The 19,259-nt window shown below is 73.7% G+C and carries 14 protein-coding genes; 10 read left to right on the forward strand and 4 right to left on the reverse strand.

From position 1 onward, the window contains the following. Positions 1-185: 185 nt before the first annotated feature. Positions 186-536 carry an Hpt domain-containing protein gene (locus tag NAEX_RS06885; RefSeq protein WP_143140838.1) on the forward strand — a complete coding sequence of 117 codons (351 nt, stop codon included), beginning with the start codon at positions 186-188 and terminating at the stop codon, positions 534-536. 71 nt (positions 537-607) lie between these two features. Here NAEX_RS06885 and NAEX_RS06890 read toward each other — a convergent pair whose 3' ends face one another. Continuing rightward, positions 608-2,608, reverse strand: coding sequence for a hypothetical protein (locus NAEX_RS06890; protein WP_096326720.1), 2,001 nt, complete (start codon positions 2,606-2,608; stop codon positions 608-610). 56 nt (positions 2,609-2,664) lie between these two features. Between NAEX_RS06890 and NAEX_RS06895 the strand changes: the two genes are divergently transcribed. The 7 genes from NAEX_RS06895 (at position 2,665) to NAEX_RS06935 (ending at position 14,828) form a co-directional block, all read left to right on the forward strand. Continuing rightward, the gene (locus NAEX_RS06895; RefSeq protein WP_096326721.1) at positions 2,665-3,975 is read left to right on the forward strand and encodes a UDP-glucose dehydrogenase family protein; all 1,311 of its coding nucleotides are present in this window, start codon (positions 2,665-2,667) and stop codon (positions 3,973-3,975) included. A 506-nt stretch (positions 3,976-4,481) separates the two neighbouring features. After that, on the forward strand, positions 4,482-5,888 hold the full coding sequence (locus NAEX_RS06900) for a hypothetical protein (RefSeq protein WP_096326722.1): 1,407 nt from the start codon (positions 4,482-4,484) through the stop codon (positions 5,886-5,888). Positions 5,889-6,352: 464 nt separating this feature from the next. Then, a complete protein-coding gene (locus NAEX_RS06910) occupies positions 6,353-6,904 on the forward strand; it encodes a hypothetical protein (protein ID WP_096326724.1) in 552 nt (183 codons plus the stop codon). A gap of 169 nt (positions 6,905-7,073) precedes the next feature. After that, a complete protein-coding gene (locus NAEX_RS06915) occupies positions 7,074-7,922 on the forward strand; it encodes a hypothetical protein (RefSeq protein WP_096326725.1) in 849 nt (282 codons plus the stop codon). Positions 7,923-7,927: 5 nt separating this feature from the next. Further along, on the forward strand, positions 7,928-8,407 hold the full coding sequence (locus NAEX_RS06920; protein WP_143140837.1) for an SRPBCC domain-containing protein: 480 nt from the start codon (positions 7,928-7,930) through the stop codon (positions 8,405-8,407). Positions 8,408-8,741: 334 nt separating this feature from the next. Then, entirely contained in the window at positions 8,742-10,304 is a 1,563-nt protein-coding gene (locus tag NAEX_RS06930) for a hypothetical protein (protein ID WP_143140836.1), read from the forward strand. A 129-nt stretch (positions 10,305-10,433) separates the two neighbouring features. Next, complete coding sequence (locus NAEX_RS06935) at positions 10,434-14,828, forward strand: DEAD/DEAH box helicase (RefSeq protein ID WP_211302364.1); 4,395 nt, start codon at positions 10,434-10,436, stop codon at positions 14,826-14,828. A 61-nt stretch (positions 14,829-14,889) separates the two neighbouring features. On the opposite strand, the gene NAEX_RS06940 is transcribed toward NAEX_RS06935, so the two are convergent. The 3 genes from NAEX_RS06940 to NAEX_RS06950 form a co-directional block, all read right to left on the reverse strand. Further along, a complete protein-coding gene (locus NAEX_RS06940) occupies positions 14,890-15,606 on the reverse strand; it encodes a hypothetical protein (protein WP_143825527.1) in 717 nt (238 codons plus the stop codon). Positions 15,607-15,676: 70 nt separating this feature from the next. After that, positions 15,677-16,387 carry a hypothetical protein gene (locus NAEX_RS06945; RefSeq protein WP_143140835.1) on the reverse strand — a complete coding sequence of 237 codons (711 nt, stop codon included), beginning with the start codon at positions 16,385-16,387 and terminating at the stop codon, positions 15,677-15,679. 184 nt (positions 16,388-16,571) lie between these two features. Further along, positions 16,572-17,546 carry a hypothetical protein gene (locus tag NAEX_RS06950; RefSeq protein WP_143825528.1) on the reverse strand — a complete coding sequence of 325 codons (975 nt, stop codon included), beginning with the start codon at positions 17,544-17,546 and terminating at the stop codon, positions 16,572-16,574. Positions 17,547-17,905: 359 nt separating this feature from the next. On the opposite strand from NAEX_RS06950, the gene NAEX_RS06955 reads away from it, so the two are divergent. After that, a complete protein-coding gene (locus NAEX_RS06955; RefSeq protein WP_170135519.1) occupies positions 17,906-18,736 on the forward strand; it encodes an MbnP family copper-binding protein in 831 nt (276 codons plus the stop codon). A 10-nt stretch (positions 18,737-18,746) separates the two neighbouring features. Then, positions 18,747-19,247, forward strand: a complete 501-nt coding sequence (locus tag NAEX_RS06960; protein ID WP_096326733.1) for a hypothetical protein — start codon at positions 18,747-18,749, stop codon at positions 19,245-19,247. Positions 19,248-19,259 lie beyond the last annotated feature (12 nt).

The raw sequence follows: 19,259 nt of genomic DNA on the forward strand, positions 1-19,259 counted from the left end.
CGGCCCCGTCGAGCTCGCCGCGATCGCGAGCAACAATGTTCTCGGGGTTCAGCTACGCGACCTCGACGTCGCGTCGCCCGGCGGCGCGATTGGAGCGCCGCGCGCCGTGCTGAAGCTCCTTGCAGGCCCGCTTCGTCGCGCGCCGCTCGCTTGCGCCGCGCGCCGAGATCCGCGAGGATGAGGCCGTGCATGCGCCGCCTCCTGTAGAGGTCGACGAGGCCGAACTGCTCGCGCGTCTCGGCGGTCGTCGCGACCTGCTGGCGATGCTGGTCGGCCTCTTCTCCGCCGATCTGCCGCAGATCCACGAAGAATTCGCCGCCGCGCTCGCGGCCGGCGACGCCGCCGGCGTGCGACGGATCGCCCACCGCGTGGTCGGCACGCTCGCCAACCTGTCGGGCGGCCCGCTGCTCGAATACGGCCGCGACATCGAGGAGCTGTCGGTCCCCGAGAACCTGCCCATCCTCGGCCCGCGGATCGACGCCTTCCGCGCCGCCCTCGACGAGCTCGAGCAGCGCCTGCGCAAGGCGTTCGCCTGACCGGCCGGTCCGTGTAGCTGTCCGCCCGGGCATGCCCCGCGGGGCATGCCCTCCGGGACATGCCCTCTCGGTCATGTCTGCCAGAACAGCTTGTCGAGCACCGCCGCCGTCAGCACCAGCCCGAAGGCCATCGACGCCAACAGCCCGAGGGCGCGCCACAGCACCGCGCGCTGGGCCTTGCGCACCTCGGCCGCGACCTCGGGGCCCTGGCCGAGCATCTCGCGGGCCAGGCGTTCGGCCGCGCCGCGGTGGCTGACGACGATGAGCAGCGTCGTCACGGCCAGGAACAGCCCGCCGCCGCCGAGCAGCAGCAGGCGCACGCGCCCCGCCCACAGCCGGCGCAGCGCCGCCATGTCCGCGTCCTCGCGGCCGCGGGTCGCCAGCGCCGTCGGCGGCCCGTGGATCTCGACCGGCAGCGTCCCGACCAGCCAGGCCTCGGCCAGCACCTGCGCCTCGGGGTCGAGGCTCGCCGTCGCCAGCGCGTCGAGGTACTTGCCCTCGAGCCCGGCGTCGAAGTCCTTCTCGACCCGCGGCAGCGCCAGGCGCTCGCGCTGCAGCGCGATCAGGGTCGACAGCGCCGGCCCCTGCCCCGGCGTCGGCCCGAGGACCACCCGCGCCAGCGCCGACGATTCGCCGGGCGCGTTGGTGAAGTGATACGCCTCGACCTGCACGAGCCCCGGCTGCAGCCCCGCCGACGACCACGTCCGCGGCGGCTCCGGCCCGACCACCGGCGGCTCGAGCGTGTCGACCCACGCCCCGTCGGGCCCGCGCACGTCGACGAACACCGCCCGCTTGGGCCGCAGCCCGCGCGCCTTGATCGTCAGCGCGTCGCCGACCCCCGCCGTCCACGGCGTCGCGTCGACCGTGACCGCCCCCGCGAAGCTGACCATGCGGAACTTCCGCGCCGCGATCGCCGACGGCTCCGAGCTCGCGTCCGCGTCGCCGTCCTTCGCTCCCGCCGCAGCCGCGCCCGGCTCCTTCGCGCCCTCGTTCGCCGCGCGGGCCCCCTTCGCCCCCTCGCCCGGCTCCTTCGCCCCCTCGCCCGCCGCGCGGGCCCCCTTTGCATCCGAGCCCGTCGCGCCCGCTGCATCCGCGCTCGAGCGCCTCGGGCTCGAACCGTCCGAGCCCGCCGCACCCGAGGTCCCCGTCGCGCTCGCGCCCGTCGCTCCCTGCGCCCCCGCGTCGCCCTTCGCCCCCGCCTTCCCCTTCGCACCTGCCCCAACGGCCATGTCCTTCGCGGCAGGGTCCTTCGCACCTGACGTTTCGGACATGTCCTGGGGCCCTGCCAGGGCCCGCACCTCGAAGCGGACCACGTCGGTGGCCAAAAGGCCGTCGATGCGGACCAGCCCGGCCGCGTCGGTCTCGCCGCGGACGAGCACCACGGGCGTGTCGCGCGACGCCTTGCGCGAGCCGAACTCGCCGTCGAGCAGGCGGACCTCGACCGGCCCGCGGCGCGGCTTGCCCTCGGCGTCGGTGACCCGGGCGACCAGCGCGTTCTCGAAGCCGGCGGCCAGCCGCCCCAGCGGGCGCAGCACGATGCGCAGCTTCTCGGGCTGCGGTTCGGTGTCATCTGCGTAATTTTTCGTCGAACCGGACACCGTCGCCGTGCCGCGCCGAGGCGCGCGAGACGCGACCAGCTCGACCTCGACCGCCTCGCGGAACTGCTCGTGCGCGGCGATCGCCAGCTCGAGCGTCGCCGGGCCCGGAGCCCACGCCGGGGCCGTCAGGCGGCCCTGCGCCATCCCCACCGCGGCCGCGTCGCGCAGCGCCCCGAGCGACGCGCGCTCTTCGCCGCGGCGCAGCGTCGCCTCGACCTGCGCGCCCTGCACCGCCTGTCCGTCGCCGTCCAGCACTTGCACGCGCGCCGCCACCGGCTCGCCTGCCACCCACTGCGGCTCGACCTGCACGATCGCCGAGTGCGTCACGTGCCACCCCGCGATCGCGAACGACGCGAAGATCGCCGCGCCCATCCCGAGCGGCGCGCCGATCACGGGCAGCAAGTACACGAGCCGCGACATCGCGGCGGCGCGAGTGATCTCGGCGGGTTCGCTCGGCTCGCTCGGCGTCGCCACGGGCACCGGCCACCGTAGCAGACGCGGCGGCGTTTCGGTATCCTCCCGCGCGCGTCATGAAGCTTAGCGTCATCGGTACAGGGTACGTCGGCCTCGTCGCCGCCGCGGTGTTCGCCGACTACGGCAACGATGTTCTGTGCGCGGACATCGACGCCGCCAAGATCGACTCGATCAAGGCCGGCAAGCTGCCCATCTTCGAGCCCGGGCTCGAGCCGCTGGTCGAGCACAACATCCAGGCCGGGCGCCTCCGCTTCACCACCAGCAACGCCGAGGCCGCCGTCCACGGCGACGTCGTCTTCCTCGCCGTCGGCACGCCGACGGCCGCCGACGGCAGCGCCGACCTCTCGTACCTCTACCAGGCCGCGAGCGAGATCGGGCGCCACATCACCCGCCCGACGATCATCGTCGACAAGAGCACGGTGCCGGTCGGCACCGCCGAGCGGATCGCCCGCATCGTCGGCGAGCAGACGCGCGTCCCGTTCACCGTCGTCTCGAACCCCGAGTTCCTCAAGGAGGGCGCCGCGGTCGACGACTTCATGCACCCCGACCGCGTCATCGTCGGCACCGACGACGCCCACGCGCGCGAGGTGCTGCACCGCCTCTACCAGCCGTTCTGCCGCACCAGCGACCGGATCCTGTTCATGGACGCGCGCTCGGCCGAGCTCACCAAGTACGCCTGCAACGCCTACCTCGCGGCGCGCATCAGCTTCATGAACGACATGGCCAACCTCGCCGACGCGCTCGGGGCCGACATCGAGCTGGTGCGCCGCGGCATGGGCTCCGATCCGCGGATCGGCAACAAGTTCCTCTACCCCGGCGTCGGCTACGGCGGCTCCTGCTTCCCCAAGGACATCCGCGCCCTCCTCACCACCGCCCGCGAGTTCGGCCACTCGCTCGAGATCGTCGCCAGCGCCGAGCGGATCAACGAGGCGCAGAAGCTCGTCATCGTCCGCAAGCTGCGGCAGCGGCTCGGCGGCGACCTCGCCGGCAAGACCTTCGCCGTGTGGGGCCTGTCGTTCAAGCCCAACACCGACGACGTGCGCGAGGCCCCGGCGCTGAAGATCGTCCGCACCCTCGTCGGCGACGGCGCCCGCCTGCGCCTGCACGACCCCGAGGCCGGCAAGAACTTCGTCGCCGGCCTCCCGCCGCACATCGCCGCCGCCTGCACCCTCACCGCCGACCCCTACGACGCCGCCGAGGGCGCCCACGCCCTCATCCTCGCCACCGAGTGGCGAGAGTACCGCAGCCCCGACTTCGAGCGCCTGAGGCGGATCATGGCCGGCCCCCTCCTGCTCGACGGCCGCAACCAGTGGGACCGCCAGCACGTCGAGGCCCTCGGCTTCCAGTACGCCGGCATCGGCCGCTGATCCCTCCGCTCTGAAGGACATGTCCGTCCGGACATGTCCTTCTCCGCAGGTCCGAAAGGACCTGCCCGATCGAGCACCCGACCTCCCCGCGCTGCCGCGCGCCGGCGTGGCCGCGCGTGACGCCGCGAGGCGCCCGCCCGTCGCCGGCGCTCGGCCGTCCCCGCCGCGGCCGTCTCGCCCGCTCGCCCCTCACCGCGGCGCCGCTCGCCGCCCGCCGCGATCGGACGGCCGCGCGCCGGGACGCCGCACCCGCCGGCGATCGAAGCGAGGCGATCGAGCGATCGCCGGGCCTCGCCCGCGAACCCCGGCCACGTCGCTGAATCGGCGCGGTCCGTGGCATCACCCGCGCCGGTCATACATGTCGGATTGTTCGAGGCGGACAATCGCCCCATACGGGATCGAACTTCGACCCGCCCGCAGATAGCCCTGCGGGCTCGACCGCGATTGCGACGACGCGTCCGGGCCATCGCGCTCGCCGTGCTCGTCGCGCTCGCAAGGAGAACGCCATGATCCTGCAAGCGACAATCATGACCACCCTGCTGCTGCACGCGACCGCCCCCGCGGACCCCGACGGGACCACGGCCCGCGCCCGCCTGTCGGACCTCCTGGCCGCCCAGCGCGGCGCCGTCCTCGCCAGCGAGCCGGCCGTCGCCGCCGCCGACGAGCCCGCGGCCGCCGACCCGAGCATCAGCGCCGTCTACCCGAACCGCGCCTTCCTCGAGCGCACCCTCGACGTCACCATCAGCGGCGACGACACCGAGTGGACCGACGCCGTCGCCGTCGACTTCGGCGACGGCATCCGCGTCGACAGCGTGCGCGTCGCCAGCCCCACCGGCCTGGTCGCGCGCATCACCATCGACGAGGACGCCGCCCTCGGCGCCCGCGACGTCACCGTCCGCGAGGGCGAGGTCGAGGCGGTCTACGCCGGCGCCTTCACGCTCCAGGCCCCGCTGGCGTTCAAGGTCCTGAAAGGCACGCGCGCGCCCGGCTCGATCCTCACCGGCACGCTGGTCCAGCACGACATCTCGACCCCGTTCGACCCGACCGAGAACACCCTCTACGTCGACGAGCCCGGCTTCACCGTCGATTACTTCTACGCCCAGCAGTACCGCGCCGAGTTCGCCCTGCTGGTCGACGTCCCCGTCGCCCCCGGCACCTACGACCTCCACGTCGTCAGCGGCGAGCCGGGCTCCCAGGTGCGTTCGACCGGGCCGGACATCCTCCCGATCGGCGCCCGCACCCCCCTCGAACTGAAGGCGGGCGACAACGTCGGCACGCTCGCGGAGCCGTACGGCACCGTGCTCTACACCTTCACCCCGCCGGCCGAACCGACCCGCGTCACGTTCACCGTCACCCCCGGGGTCCAGGGCGCCTCGCCGGTCCTCGCCGTGCTGCCCGCCAGCGGCCGCTTCGCCGACCTGATCGCCGCCGACGTCCGCGTGGTCGTCGACACCGACGCCCCCGAGCCGCTCTACGTGATCTACTGGGACGCCGCCGGCGCCGAGAAGCACGACTTCACGATCAACGTCGCCACGACCCCGCCGCCGCCGCCCGAGACCGAGCCGAACGACGAGTGCGCCGCCGCTACCCGCGTCGCCGCGTCGTCGTCGACCCTCGGCTCGCTGCGCGACGCCACCGACGTCGACTGGTTCGTCTTCACCGTCGAGGACGCCGACGTCGGCAAGACCGTGCACGTCAGGACCCAGCCCGGCGAGCAGACCACCGACACGATCGTCGAGGTGTTCGCGGGCGACTGCACCACCTCGCTCGGCGGTCCGTCGCCCGATTACGCGTACCACGAGGACTTCACCAGCAGCCCGGTCACGACCGCCGGCGACATCTACGTCAAGGTCAGCCACAGCGCCGCCGCCTACTCGGCGGGGGACTACGAGCTGGTGATCGCGCTCGAGTGATCGGCCCGCCGCCCGCCCGCCGCGCCGGCCGCGAGCACCTGCGCGTGCCCGCGGCCGGCGCGGCCGTCGCGAGGCGGGCTGTCCCATGAGCCAGCCGCTCGCCCGGCGAGCGAGCGGCGAAGGCCGGCGGCGGGCCGGGCGCGCTCGCCCGCGCGAGACCGGCGGCCGGGCGCCGGGGCCAGGCCGGTCAATCGTCATTGTCGCCGCGACGACAATGTCGCCACGCGATCGCCGGTCACGCGCACGCACATGTCAGTTTGTGCCGGGCCGCGAATCGGCACATACAGCGAATCGACCCTCGGCATGCTCCCAGGAGACACACGTGTCCGCTGGAACCGTCAGCCGGCGCCGCCGACCTCGACCGCCAATAGTGGCACTCGCGCTGCCGGGCTCGACCTCGATTGCGACGGCATGGTCAGCCCATTGCGATCGATTTCTCGCCGTATGGCAAGGAGATTGAAACCATGTTGGTCCGTACAGTCCTGACCCTGCTCATCTTCACCACCTCGACGGTCGCGGCCGCCCGCGAGCCGGCGCCCGGCTACTCCGGCGGCCTCGCGCCGGGCCTGCTGGCCGCGCGCGCCGCACAATCGCCGGGGACCGGCGAGCCCGTCGTCACCGAGCCGACCACGCCCTCGTCGGTCAGCCCGCCGAGCGCCACCCCGCCGCCGCAGAGCATCCGCCCGCCGCGGATGCAGGCCAGCGAGTGGGACCGCGAGCGGCGGAAGCTGCAGGCCCAGACCGCCGTCTCCTGGGTGCTGACCGGCATCGGCGTGGCCGGCACCGCCGTCCCGCTGGTGCTGCTGCGCCGGTGCGACGAGGCCGACCGCACGCGCACCATGGACTGCAGCCAGGAGCGGCGGACCGCCGCGATCGCGGCCCCGATCTTCGGCGCCCTCACGCTCGCCTCGATCATCCCCGCGATCATCTACTCGACCCGCCTCGCCCGCCACAACCGCTACAGCGGCATGGCCCGCTTCAACGTCACGCCCGGCGGCGTCCAGATCCGCTTCTAGCAGCGACACCCAGCGGCAACGCGCCCGGGTTCGCGCCCGCGGCGCGCGGTCGGGGTCCCCAGGCCCCGCCCGATCGTCCTTGGAGGAGACGCCGCGACCGCGGCCGACCGCATACACTACGCGGGTCGGCCGCGCAGCCCGGCGTCCGGCGGCGAGCTCCTCCTGTCCCATGCGACATGTCCTTTTCAACCTGTTCCTGAGCGCATTGCTCGCCTGCGGCGGCGACGACCGGCCGGACGGCGGCGCCACGGCCACGAGCGAGCCGGCGACCGGCGAGCCCGCGACCGCCGCCGACACCACCGGCGACCCGCCCGGCACCACCACCGGCACCGCCACCACCGGCGCCGACCCGACCACCGGCCTGCCGTGGCCCGAACCCACCGCCACGAGCGGCACTGACGGCCCGGTCGACGGCGGCCCGTGCCCGAACTACGCGCTCGTGCTCGACCGGCCCGGGCCGATCTTGTGGGCCACCACCGACGGCAGCGTCTACGAGTCCGCCTTCCTCCCGCCCGGCCAGGGCTTCAATTGCGTGCGGGTCGAGTTCGACCTGCAGACCCTCGACAACCTCGACGAGATCGTCGCCATGGATCCCGAGGGCTGCCCCGAGTACTTCGGCATCGCCTCCGTGTTCGGCACCCAGCCGGCCGGCAAGGTCCTGGCCACCGCCTTTTATCACCCGATGGACCGCGTCCGCGGCGCGTGTACGCTCGGCGCCAGCCGCTTCGAGGTCGGCAACCACCTCGCGTACACCGCCGACACCGTCGGTCCCTGGTCGCCGGGACAGGTGTGGCACGTCATCCTCGAGGCCAAGCCGTGGCTCACGCGGGTCACCGTGTTCAGCGGCGGCCAGCAGGTCGGCCCGACCGTCGCCGCCGCTCTCGACCCGCTCGACGTCGCCGTCACCCGCGATCCGGTGGTCCGCCTCGGCCTGCCCGGCCCGGTCGAAGATCGCTTCTACCCGTGGTACGGCGCCACCTGGGCCAACCTGCAAGTCTGGGCCGACGTCGTCCCGTGACCGCCATGCCGCGACCTTTCGCCGAAGCAAGCATCGACATCGACGCCCCGCCCGCCCGCGTGTGGACGGTCATGCTCGACCTGGACCGCTACCACGAATGGAACCCCTTCATCGTGGCCATCGACCACGCCGGGCCGCCCGCGCTCGGCAGCGCCATGCGGCTCCATGTCCGCTGGAATGACGGCACCGGCGCCCGCTCGGGCGAGCAGATCACCGCGCTCGTCGCCCCGGACGGCGAGCGACCGGGCCGCCTCGCCTACCGCTTCACGGGCTTACTGCCCACATTGGGCCTGGTCCGCGCCACCCGGGTCCAGCAGGTCGCGCCGCTGCCCGCCGGCCGCACCCGCTATTTCACCCGCGAAGAATTTACCGGCCTTCTGACCCGCTTCCTCCCGCTGGCCAAGGTCCAGGACGGCTTCGACCGCCACGCCCGCGCCCTCAAGGCCCGCGCCGAGGCCCTCGCCGCCGGCGCAGACCCCCGCTAGCGGCGGGCGCCGTCTCCGGCTGCGCATAGCATGTCCCTGAGGACATGTCTTGAAGCACATCTCGTCCCGCGGCCGTCGGCCGCGGCGCTCCACTTCAGGCCGCGCCCGCGGCGCAAATCGGACGTCGCGGCGCTCGCTTGTCACGTTCCGGACCTGTCCCGAGGGACATTGCCACCAATCCTGCGCGTCCGCGCGCGGCGGTCAAGCGGCCGCGGGGCGGCTCCGCGCGGCCGCGGATCTGGCCCCAGCGGCGCTGGAGCGCGGCGGGAGGCCGTCGGACGTCTCGCGGAATGCGTCACCTGCGCGTGAAGATTTCGTTACCATCGCGTTCCACATGATGACTACACGCAATAGGGATAGACACCTGGATTGGCTCGTCGCGGCCGTGGCCGTGATGCCGGTGATGGCGGTGGGATGCGGCGACTCGACCGCGAGCAGCGGCACCGACTCCGACACGGACACCGACGGCACCGGCTCCGAGTCCGACACCGAGACCGTGCCGACGACCGGCGTGCCCGGCCCGCCCGGCCCGCCCGGAGAGCCCGGCGAGCCCGGCGAGCCCGGCGAGCCCGGCCCCGAGGGTCCGCCCGGACCGCCCGGAGAGCCCGGCCCGGGCAGCGACCCGAGCATCAGCAGCATCGTGCCCGGCAAGGTCTACCTCGAGCGTACCCTCGACGTGGCGATCAGCGGCTTCGGCACCCAGTGGACCGACGCGGTCGCCGTCGACTTCGGCGAGGGCGTGACCGTCAACAGCGTGACCGTGGCCAGCCCGACCGGCATCCAGGCCAACATCACCGTCGACGTCGGCGCCAGCATCGGCGCGCGCGACGTGACGATCAGCGAGGGCGGCACCGATCTGGTCTACGCCGGCGCCTTCAAGATCGAGGCCCCGCTGGCGCTCGGCCCGATCGCCGGCACCCTCGCGCAGGGCTCGATCCTCGTCGGCGACGCCAACCAGCTCGACGTCTCGACCCCGTTCGACACGACCCAGACCGGCGACGGCCTGTTCGAGCCGATCACCTACCCGAACCTCCTCGTCGGCGGCAGCGACCCCGGCCTCTACGGCGACATCAACACCGCCAACCTCTACGGCCTCAACTACCTGCTGTTCGTCGACGTGCCGGTGGCCGCCGGCACCTACGACCTCAGCGTGCTGAGCGGGCCGCAGGGCTCCGAGATCTCGTCGACCGCGCCCGGCTCGCTCGAGATCGCCGCGCGCGACCCGGTCGCGCTGGTCGAGGGGACCGAGGAGGTCGGCTCGATCGCCGAGCCGCTCGAGACCAAGCTGTACACCTTCGTCCCGCCGCCCGAGCCGAAGAAGGTCACCTTCGCCATCGCCTCGGCCGACGCCGAGGCCAGCGCGCGGGCGATCGCCCTGCCGGCGAGCGGCAGCTTCGCCGACCTGATCAAGTTCGACTCCGACATCACGGTCTACACCAGCTCCGAGGACCCGCTGTACCTGGTCTACTGGGACAACAGCGGCTACTCGGGCTACGACTACACGATCAACGTCACCCTCGCCGACCCGCCGCCGCCGGAGACCGAGCCGAACAACGAGTGCGCCCAGGCCAACGAGCTCACGCTGCCGTCGACCACCCTCGCCGCGCTGCCCGAGCAGACCGACGTCGACTGGTTCAAGTTCACCGTCGGCGACGCCGACGTGGGCAAGACTATCCACGTCATCACCGCCCCGGGCGACGCCAACACCGACACCGTCGTCGAGGTGTTCGAGGCCGATTGCACCACCACGCTCGGCGGCCCGTCGAGCGACGACGACTACCACGAGGACTTCGTCAGCGACCCGATCCCGGCCGCCGGCGAGTACTTCGTCAAGGTCAGCTACTCCGACTTCGGCTACACCACGCCGAACTACGAGCTGCTGATCGCGATCGAGTAGTCGCGCGCGCACCCCTCGCGGCGCTCGCTCCGCGGCCCGCGGACGAGCGCCGCGTCGCGCCCTGAAATCGCCGTTTTACCGCGGCCTGGCGCACTGTACATCCAATCAGCCCCGGGCTATCCTGCGCCGATGACGGACGGTTCCGCGCCTCTCGGCTTCGATCCTGTCGACGTCGCCGGCTCGCTGCCTGCCTCTTCGGACATGCCCTTCGGGACAGCCTTCTCGGCCCCGGTGGCGCGGTGGTTCGGCGAGCGGTTCGCCGGGCCGACCGAGGCCCAGCGGCGCGGCTGGGCCGCCATCGCCCGCGGCGAGGACACCCTCGTCATGGCCCCGACCGGCTCGGGCAAGACCCTCGCCGCCTTCCTCGCCGGCGTCGACGCCCTGGTCCGCCGCGGCCTCGCCGGCCGGCTGCAGGACGGCGTCGCCATCCTCTACATCTCGCCGCTCAAGGCGCTCGGGGCCGACGTCGAGCGCAACCTGCAGCAGCCGCTGCGCGGCATCGAGGCCGCCGCCGCCGCGCTCGGCACCCCGCTGCCGAAGATCCGCACCGCCCTGCGCACCGGCGACTCGACCGCCAGCGAGCGCGCGCGGATCTTGAAGCAGCCGCCGCACCTGCTCATCACCACCCCCGAGTCGCTCTACCTCCTGCTCACCTCCGACCGCGGGCGGGCGATCCTCGCCGGCTGCGAGCAGGTCATCGTCGACGAGATCCACGCCCTCGTCGGCAACAAGCGCGGCGCCCACCTGGCCCTCTCGCTCGAGCGCCTCGACGCCCTGTGCGGCCGCAAGCTGCAGCGGATCGGCCTGTCCGCCACCGTCGAGCCGCCCGCCGAGGCCGCCCGCTTCCTCGTCGGCCACGACCTCTCCGGCCTCGAAGGTCATGCCCTGAAGGACATGCCCGTCGGGTCATGCCCCGAAGAGCATGCCCCATCGGTCCTCCCGCGCGCGCGCCCGTGCCACCTCGTCGACGCCGGCCGGCGGCAGCCGCTCGACGTCGCGGTCGAGGTGCCGCAGGAGACGCTGTCGGCGGTGGCCTCGCGGACCGCCTGGGACGACCTTTACACCCGCATCGAGGCCTACCTCGGCGAGCACCGCACCACCCTGATCTTCGTCCCGAGCCGGCGGCTGGCCGAGCGGATCGCCCACGACCTGGAGCAGCGGCTCGGCGAGGGCGTGGTCGCGGCCCACCACGGCGCGCTGGCCAAGCGGACCCGGCAGATGGTCGAGCACAAGCTGCAGACCGGCGCGCTCAAGGCCGTGGTCGCCACCGCCTCGCTCGAGCTCGGCATCGACGTCGGCGACGTCGAGCTCGTGGTCCAGGTCGGCTCGCCGCGCTCGATCAGCGTCCTGCGCCAGCGGATCGGCCGGGCCTGCCACGCCGTCGGCGGCACGCCCAAGGGGCGGATCTTCGCCACCACCCGCGACGACCTGATCGAGTGCGCCGCCGCGGTGCGGGCGATGAAGGCCGGCCGCATCGACCGCCCGGTCCAGCGCGAGGCCCCGCTCGACATCCTCGCCCAGCAGCTCGTCGCCACCTGCAGCGCCGAGGAGTGGGACGTCGAGGCGCTGTGGAGCCTGGCCCGCCGCGCCGCCCCCTACGCGACGCTGACCCGCCGCGACTTCGACCAGGTCGTCGCCATGCTCGGCGACGGCATCGCCACCCGCCGCGGCCGCGCCGGCGCGCTGCTCCACCTCGACCGGATCCACGGCCGCGCCCGCGGCCGCCGCGGCGCCCAGCTGGCGGCCCTCACCTCCGGCGGGGCGATCCCCGACAAGGCCGACTACACCGTCGTCGAGGACACCAGCGAGGCCGTGGTCGGCACCGTCGACGAGGACTTCGCCATCGACAGCATGGTCGGCGACGTGTTCCGCCTCGGCTCGCACGCGTGGAAGATCCGCCGCGTCGAGGCCGGCCGCGTGCGCGTCGAGGACGCCCGCGGCCAGTCGCCGGCGATCCCGTTCTGGAACGGCGAGGGCCTGGCGCGCAGCGAGGCGCTGTCGGCCGAGGTCGCCGCGCTGCGGCGTGAACTTTGGGACATGCTCGAAGGGCAAGCCGACGACCGCGCCCGCGCCGTGCTGGCGGACGACTGCGGCCTGTCGCAGCCGGCGATCGACCAGGCGATCGCCTACATCGCCGAGGGCGCGCGCGCCCTGGGGGCCGTGCCGACCCAGGAGTGCCTGGTCGCCGAGCGCTTCTTCGACGAGTCGGGCGGCATGCAGCTCATCATCCACGCCCCGTTCGGCGCCCGCATCAACCGCGCGTTCGGCATGGGCCTGCGCAAGAAGTTCTGCCGCGCCTTCGACTTCGAGCTGCAGGCCGCGGCCACCGACGACGCCGTGCTGCTGTCGCTCGGCCCGCAGCACTCGTTCCCGCTCGAGGCGATCTTCCACTTCCTCCACGAGGAGGCGGTCGACGAGGCGCTGACGCAGGCCGCCTTGCAGTCGCCGATGTGGGAGACGCGCTGGCGGTGGAACGCCACCCGCGCGCTGGCGGTGCTGCGCCACCAGGGCAGCCGCCGCACCCCGCCGCCGATCCTGCGCATGAAGGCCGCCGACCTGCTCGCCGCCGTGTTCCCGGCCCAGGCCGGCTGCCAGGACAACCACGGCGGCGAGACGATCGAGCCGCCCGACCACCCGCTGGTCCACGAGACCACCCGCGACTGCCTGCACGAGGCCATGGACGCGGATGGCCTCAAGGCCATGTTGCGGCGCCTGCACGGCGGCGAGATCAGGGCCCTGGCCCGCGACACCGTCGCCCCCTCGCCGTTCTCGCACGGCATCCTGGCCGCCAACCCCTTCGCCTTCCTCGACGACGCCCCGCTCGAGGAGCGCTGGGCCCGGCAGGTCAAGACCGCCCGCCCCGGCGAGCTCGCCCTCCGCGGCGGCGACCTGCTCGGCCTCGACCCGCGCGCGATCGAGTCGGTCGTCGCCGCCGTCGCCATCGACGGCCCCGCCGGCCCGCGCGACGCCGACGAGCTGCACGACCTGCTGTGCGCCCCGCGGCTCTTGCCCCCGCGCCCCGAGTGGGCCGAGCAATTCGCCGCCCTGGTCCGCGCCGGCCGGGCCGCCCTGCTCCGCCGCCCCGCCTCGGATGTCTCCGGGGACATGTCCTCTGCGCCATTGTACATCGCGGCCGAGGTCGTCCCGCTGGCCCTCGCGCTGTGGCCGGCCGCCGCGATCGAGCCGGCCATCGCCCTCCCGCCCGCGCTCGCCGGCCCCGTCGACCCCGAGGAGGCGGCGCTGCGGCTGGTCCGCGCTTACGTGCAGACGGCCGCGCCGATGACCGCAGAAGCCCTCGCGGCCGCGCTCGGCCTGACGCGCGCCGACACCGAGGGCGCGCTCGCCCGCCTCGAGCTCGACGGCATCGTCCTCCAGGGCCAGTTCACCCGCCCCACCACTTCGGAGCCCGAGTGGTGCGAGCGCCGCCTGTTGCAGCGGATCCACCGGCTCACGCTGGGGCGCCTGCGCGAGGAGGTGCGGGCGGTCGCGCCGGCCGAGCTGGTCCGCTTCCTCGCCCGCTGGCAGCACGTCCAGCCCGGCACGCAATTGCACGGCCCCGAGGGCCTGCTCCGCGTCATCGAACAGCTCGAGGGCCTCGAGCTGCCGGCGCAGTCGTGGGAGCGCGACGTCCTGCCGCGGCGCGTCCACAATTACGACCCGGCCTGGCTCGACGAGCTGTGCCTCGCCGGCGAGGTCGCCTGGGGCCGCCTCACGCCGCTGCCGGCCGAGGGCCTCGAGCCCGGCGAGCTGCCGCGCGGGGCCGGCAAGGTCGCCCTGTTCCTCCGCGCCCACGCGCCGACCCTCGTCGCCCCGAGCGCCACCCCGGCCCACGAGTGGCCGCACCTGTCGCAGCTCGCCCGCGAGGTCGCGCGCGTCCTGGAGCGCGGGGCCGCCTTCGCCGCCGACCTGCGCGCCGCCACCGGCGCCGGCCACGACGACCTCGAGGAGGCGCTGTGGGAGCTCGCCCGCGCCGGCGCGATCACCAGCGACGGCTTCGCCGGCCTGCGCGCCCTGTGCGAGACCGTCGACCCGCGCAAGGGCCCGCGCCGGCTGCTGCGCGGCCGCTGGTCGCTGCTCGCCCGCGACCTGTCCGAGCGGCCAGATCCGTTCGGCGACGGCAGCCCGGTCGAGCTGGCCCGCCTGTACCTGCGCCGCTACGGCGTCGTCACCCGCCCGCTGCTCACCCGCGAGACCGGCGCGCCGCCGTGGCGCGCCCTGCTCGACGTCTACCGCCGGCTCGAAGCCCGCGGGGAGATCCGCGGCGGCCGCTTCGTCGCCGGCCAGCAGGGCGAGCAATTCGCCCTGCCCGAGGCGGTCGAGGCCCTGGCCGCCCTCCGCCGCGTGCCGGCCGACGCCGAGGAGCTCGAGGTCGCCGCCGTCGACCCGCTCAACCTCGTCGGCATCATCACCCCCGGCCCGCGCGTCCCCGCCGTCCGCGGCCAGCTGCTGCGTTACCGCGACGGCGCCCCGATCGCCGTCACCCGCCCGCTCGCCGGCGCCGGGCTGTCCGGACATGTCCATTGAGACATGCCCGTCCGAGCATGCCCTCTTGGGCAAGCCCTCAAGGACAGAGCTGCCGGTGCGCTCATCCGCCGAGGCGCACCCGCCGGAGCACCACGTCCTGCCACACGCGAGCGTGGGCCGTCGCCCCGTCCTCGGCCCGCCCGACGTCGATCGCGAGCGCGTGCTCCTCGTCGATCGGCAGGGCCCCCCGCTGCCCCTGCATCAAGTGCAGCGTCTCCCCCCACGGCGCCTCGAAGTCGAGCTGCACCGGCACCGCCGCGGTGGTCGGTGCCCCGCACACCGGCGTGTCGCCGTACGTGAGCGGCGCGAACGCCTCGTGGACATCCAGGCCCTCCAGGCCGCCCCACACCGCCACCGCCAGCAGCCCGTCGTCCCCGGCCGCGCGCAGCTGCACCAGCCGCAGCTCGCCGAATTCGAGCACCTCGAACGACTGCAGCCGCACCGCCAGGCCGGCCTCCCAGTCGACCGGCCCCTCGGGCGCGACCGCGAAGCGCAGGCTCGCGGCGCCGGGCGCCCCGTCGATGTCACGGGCGAACGCGGTGGTCACCTGGCCGGCGTCGACCGTCACCGCGTCGACCTCGCACAGCACGTCGACCTTCTCCGAGTCGGCGACCCAGTCGAAAGAGTACTCGAACGCGGCCGCGTCGGTCGGCTCGGCCTGCTCGCACGACACCTCCTCGCCGCCGGTGGGCTCCTCGGGGTCGGTGGCGCCCTCCGTCAACGCACCGAAGCGCTCGGCGCCGAGCGCATCCGTGCCAAAAAGAACGAGAAGAGGCATGCTCCGCGAGACATTCGCCCGGGCGCGACCGATCCCGCTCGGGGCGGCCGGTCGCGCCGCTCCGCGCCGTTCAGCCGCCGACACGGACCCGCCGCAACAGCACCTCCTGCGACACCGGGAAATGATTGGAGTCACCGACCACCACCTCGCCGACGTCGACCGCATACGCGTGCTCGGCATCGATCGGCAGGCTGCCGCGGTGATGCGCGACCAGGTGGAGCTCCGCCTCGCCCGGCCCGCTGAGATCGATCTGCGCCGGCGTCCCGCCGTCGGTCTCGCCGCCCTCGCACACCTGCGAATAGCCGTAGACCAGCGGCAGGAACGCCTGCGGATAGCCCGAATTGTTGTCGGTCCCGCCCGACACCGCCACCGCCAGGATCGCGTCGTCCGCCGCCGCGCGCAGCTGCACGATTCGCTTGGTCGCGAACTCGAAGTTCTTCTCGATCTGCAGGCGCACCGCCAGCCCGGCCGCCCAGTCGACCGGACCTTCCGGCGCCTCCGCGAAGCGCAGCGACGCCGGCGCCGACCCCCCGTCGACCTCGCAGGTCATCGCCGTCGTCACCGCGTCGCCCGCCACCGTCACCGCATCGACCACGCACTGGACATCGACGTCGGCGAACTGACCGGCGTCCCAGTCCGCGAAGGTCAGCTCGAACGCCGCGTCCGCGGCCGGATCGGGCATCTCGCAGGCCGCCGGCGGCCCGCCGTCGGTGTCTCCGTCCTTCGGCGCGCAGGCAGCCAGCGCCGCCGCGACCGTCCAATAACAACAAGCTCTTCTCATGCTTGAAAACATGCCTCGCCGCCGCGTCCGCGTCAACCGAGCCCGGCGGCTGGAAGGGCTCCGTCATTCGCGGGAAAGGGACATGTCTCTGGGACATGTCGCATGAGACATCCACCGCGCCACCGCGATCGATGCCCCCCGGACCGCCGCGCGAGCCGCACTCGCGCGGCGCCTCGCGCCCGGCTCACTCGCCGACGCGGACCCGCCGCAGCAGCACCTCCTGCGACAGCGGGTAATGGTTGGAGTCGCCGGCCACGACCGCGCCGGCGTCGACCGCGTACGCGTGTTCGGCGTCGATCGGCAGGCTCCCGCGGTGATGCGAGATCAGGTGCAGCTCCGCCTTGCCCGGATCGCTGAGATCGATCTGCGCCGGCGTCCCCTCCCCGCCGGTGCCGCCTGCGTCCTCGCACACCAGCGAATACCCGTAGACCAGCGGCAGGAACGCCTCGGGGTAGCCCGAGTTGTTGTCCATGCCGCCGGAGGTCGCCACCGCGAGGAGCGCGTCGTCCGCGGCCACGCGCAGCTGCACGATGCGCTTGGCCGCGAAGTCGAAGTCCTGCTCGATCTTCAGGCGCACCGCCAGCCCCGCGTCCCAGGCGACCGCGCCCTCGGGCGCGACCGCGAAGCGCAGCGACGCCGGCTCGGACGCCCCGTCGACCTCGCAGGTCATCGCCGTCGTCACCGCCGCGTCGGCCACCGTCACCGCGTCGACGACGCATTGCACGTCGAAATCGAACGGATTGAAATTGTCCTCGCCCCAGTCCTTGAACACCAGCTCGAACGCCGCATTCGCGGCCGGGTCGGGCTGCTCGCACTCCGCCGGGAATTCGCCCCCCTCGGTCTCGCCCGCCGTCGCCGGGCCCTCCGTCTCTGCGGCCGTCGCTCCTTCGGTCTCGCCCGCCGTCGCCGGGCCGTCCGTCTCGCCGGCCGTCGCCCCTTCGGTCTCGCTCGCCGTCGCCGGGCCGTCCGTCTCGCCGGCCGTCGCCCCTTCGGTCTCGCTCGCCGTCGCCGGGCCGTCCGTCTCGCCGGCCGTCGCCCCTTCGGTCTCGCTCGCCGTCGCCGGGCCGTCCGTCTCGCTCGTCTCGCCCTTGCCGCCCGGACAGGCCGGGAGCGCCGCTATCACCATCCATGCCATCCATTCATTAATATTAAGCTGCATGAACACAGGCTACGGCCGGCCCCGGGCCCGTACAAGCACGTTCTGCCGGATCGGCGGCGGACGCCGCAAATGGGGCGTTTCGTCGAGCCCGGCCTGTCTCTTCGGACATGCCGTCTGGCGTCACCGTCTCGCCGCGACCTCGCGGTCCACGCCCCCGGTCGACCTCGCCCGGGTCGGGCGCAAAATCGCGCCTTCGGCCGCCGACGACCGCGCGAGTTCGCAGCCCACATGTCCCCAAAGACATGTTTCGCCCGGCGCCGCCCGGCGAAAGTGTCCTGCGACACGCGGTCGCACGCCGCGCGCGCTGCGACCGCCCGTCGCATCGGCGGCCGGCGCGAGCTTTTGCTATTCGAGTGCGGGTGAAGCTCCGCGCGCTGTCTCTCCTCCTCCTCGTCCCGGCCTGCAGCACCGGTGACCGCGAGGTCACCCTGCGCTTCGACCCGCGGTTCGGCAGCGAGCCGTTCGCCTGCGGCCGCGACTTCGCCGGCGTCGGCACCTCGGGCGCGAGCGTCACCCCGCTCGACTTCCGCGTCTACGTCCACGACGTCGCGCTGGTGCGCGCGGGCGGCGAGCGGGTCCCGCTGACGATCACCGACGACGACACCTGGCAGCACGACGGCCTGGTCCTGCTCGACTTCGAGGACGGCAGCGGCGCGTGCATGACCGGCAGCCCGGGCACCAACAAGGAGGTCCGCGGCGTCGCGCCCGACCACGACGATTACACCGGCGTCGAGTTCATCGTCGGCGTGCCCGACGAGCAGAACCACCTCGACGGCGCCACCGCCCCGGCCCCGCTCAACGCCCAGGGCCTGTGGTGGAGCTGGGCCGGCGGCTACAAGTACGTCCGCCTCGACGTCCGCCCGGCCACGCAGCCCGAGTTCTTCTACCACCTCGGCGCCACCGCCTGCTCCGGCAGCGTCGCCGAGGGCTTCGCCTGTCAGTACGACAACCTCGCCACCATCCGCCTCGACGGCTTCGACCCCGACAGCGACACGATCAAGGTCGACGGCGCGGCGATCCTCGCCGGCGTCGACGTCGCCAGGACCCCGGACGGCATGACCGACACCCTGCCCGGCTGCATGGCCTTCCCCGGCGACCCCGAGTGCCCGGCCATGATGGCCCCGCTCGGCCTGCGCTTCGAGAGCGACGAGCCCGGGGGCGCCCAGACCGTATTCTCCGTCGCCAACTGAGGTCCAGCTCATGCAACGCGCCCTTCTCACCCTCGCCCTCGCCGCCCCGCTCGCCTGCGACGCGCCCGCCGATCCGGCCCCGTTCATGGGCGACGACGCGTTCGTCCGCGATCCCGCGCTCGACGTCGAGCTCGTCAGCGCCCACGGCGACGCGGTAAGCCACGCCACCGGCGACAACTGCATGCGCTGTCACCAGGAGAACGGCCCCGGGCCCGGCCGCTTCACCGCCGCCGGCACCCTCTACGACGAGGCCGGCGACCCGCACCCTGACGGTCTGGTCGAGCTGCGCACCGCCCCCGACGGCATGGGCGACCTCGTCGCCGCCGTCGAGGTCGACGGCCTCGGCAACTTCTACACCACCGAGGCCCTGCCGCTGCCCGCCTCGGCCCTGTTCCCCACGGTGTACAGTCAAGACGGTGCGCGCAAGAACTTCATGCCGTTCCCGACGAGCTCGGGCGCCTGCAACGTCTGCCACGCCGGCGGCTTCGGCGTGCGCCTCCCGGAGGGCTGAGGTGCGCCGCGT

Source organism: Nannocystis exedens (assembly GCF_002343915.1).
Taxonomy (GTDB): Bacteria; Myxococcota_A; Polyangia; order Nannocystales; family Nannocystaceae; genus Nannocystis; species Nannocystis exedens.

What these genes read in the sequence shown, in the direction of transcription:
- NAEX_RS06895 (WP_096326721.1), top strand. Translation starts at nt 2,665, where the DNA reads ATGAAGCTTAGCGTCATCGGTACAGGGTACGTCGGCCTCGTCGCCGCC.
- NAEX_RS06900 (WP_096326722.1), top strand. Translation starts at nt 4,482, where the DNA reads ATGATCCTGCAAGCGACAATCATGACCACCCTGCTGCTGCACGCGACC.
- NAEX_RS06910 (WP_096326724.1), top strand. Translation starts at nt 6,353, where the DNA reads ATGTTGGTCCGTACAGTCCTGACCCTGCTCATCTTCACCACCTCGACG.
- NAEX_RS06915 (WP_096326725.1), top strand. Translation starts at nt 7,074, where the DNA reads ATGCGACATGTCCTTTTCAACCTGTTCCTGAGCGCATTGCTCGCCTGC.
- NAEX_RS06920 (WP_143140837.1), top strand. Translation starts at nt 7,928, where the DNA reads ATGCCGCGACCTTTCGCCGAAGCAAGCATCGACATCGACGCCCCGCCC.
- NAEX_RS06930 (WP_143140836.1), top strand. Translation starts at nt 8,742, where the DNA reads ATGATGACTACACGCAATAGGGATAGACACCTGGATTGGCTCGTCGCG.
- NAEX_RS06935 (WP_211302364.1), top strand. Translation starts at nt 10,434, where the DNA reads ATGACGGACGGTTCCGCGCCTCTCGGCTTCGATCCTGTCGACGTCGCC.
- NAEX_RS06940 (WP_143825527.1), bottom strand. Translation starts at nt 15,606, where the DNA reads ATGCCTCTTCTCGTTCTTTTTGGCACGGATGCGCTCGGCGCCGAGCGC.
- NAEX_RS06945 (WP_143140835.1), bottom strand. Translation starts at nt 16,387, where the DNA reads ATGAGAAGAGCTTGTTGTTATTGGACGGTCGCGGCGGCGCTGGCTGCC.
- NAEX_RS06950 (WP_143825528.1), bottom strand. Translation starts at nt 17,546, where the DNA reads ATGCAGCTTAATATTAATGAATGGATGGCATGGATGGTGATAGCGGCG.
- NAEX_RS06960 (WP_096326733.1), top strand. Translation starts at nt 18,747, where the DNA reads ATGCAACGCGCCCTTCTCACCCTCGCCCTCGCCGCCCCGCTCGCCTGC.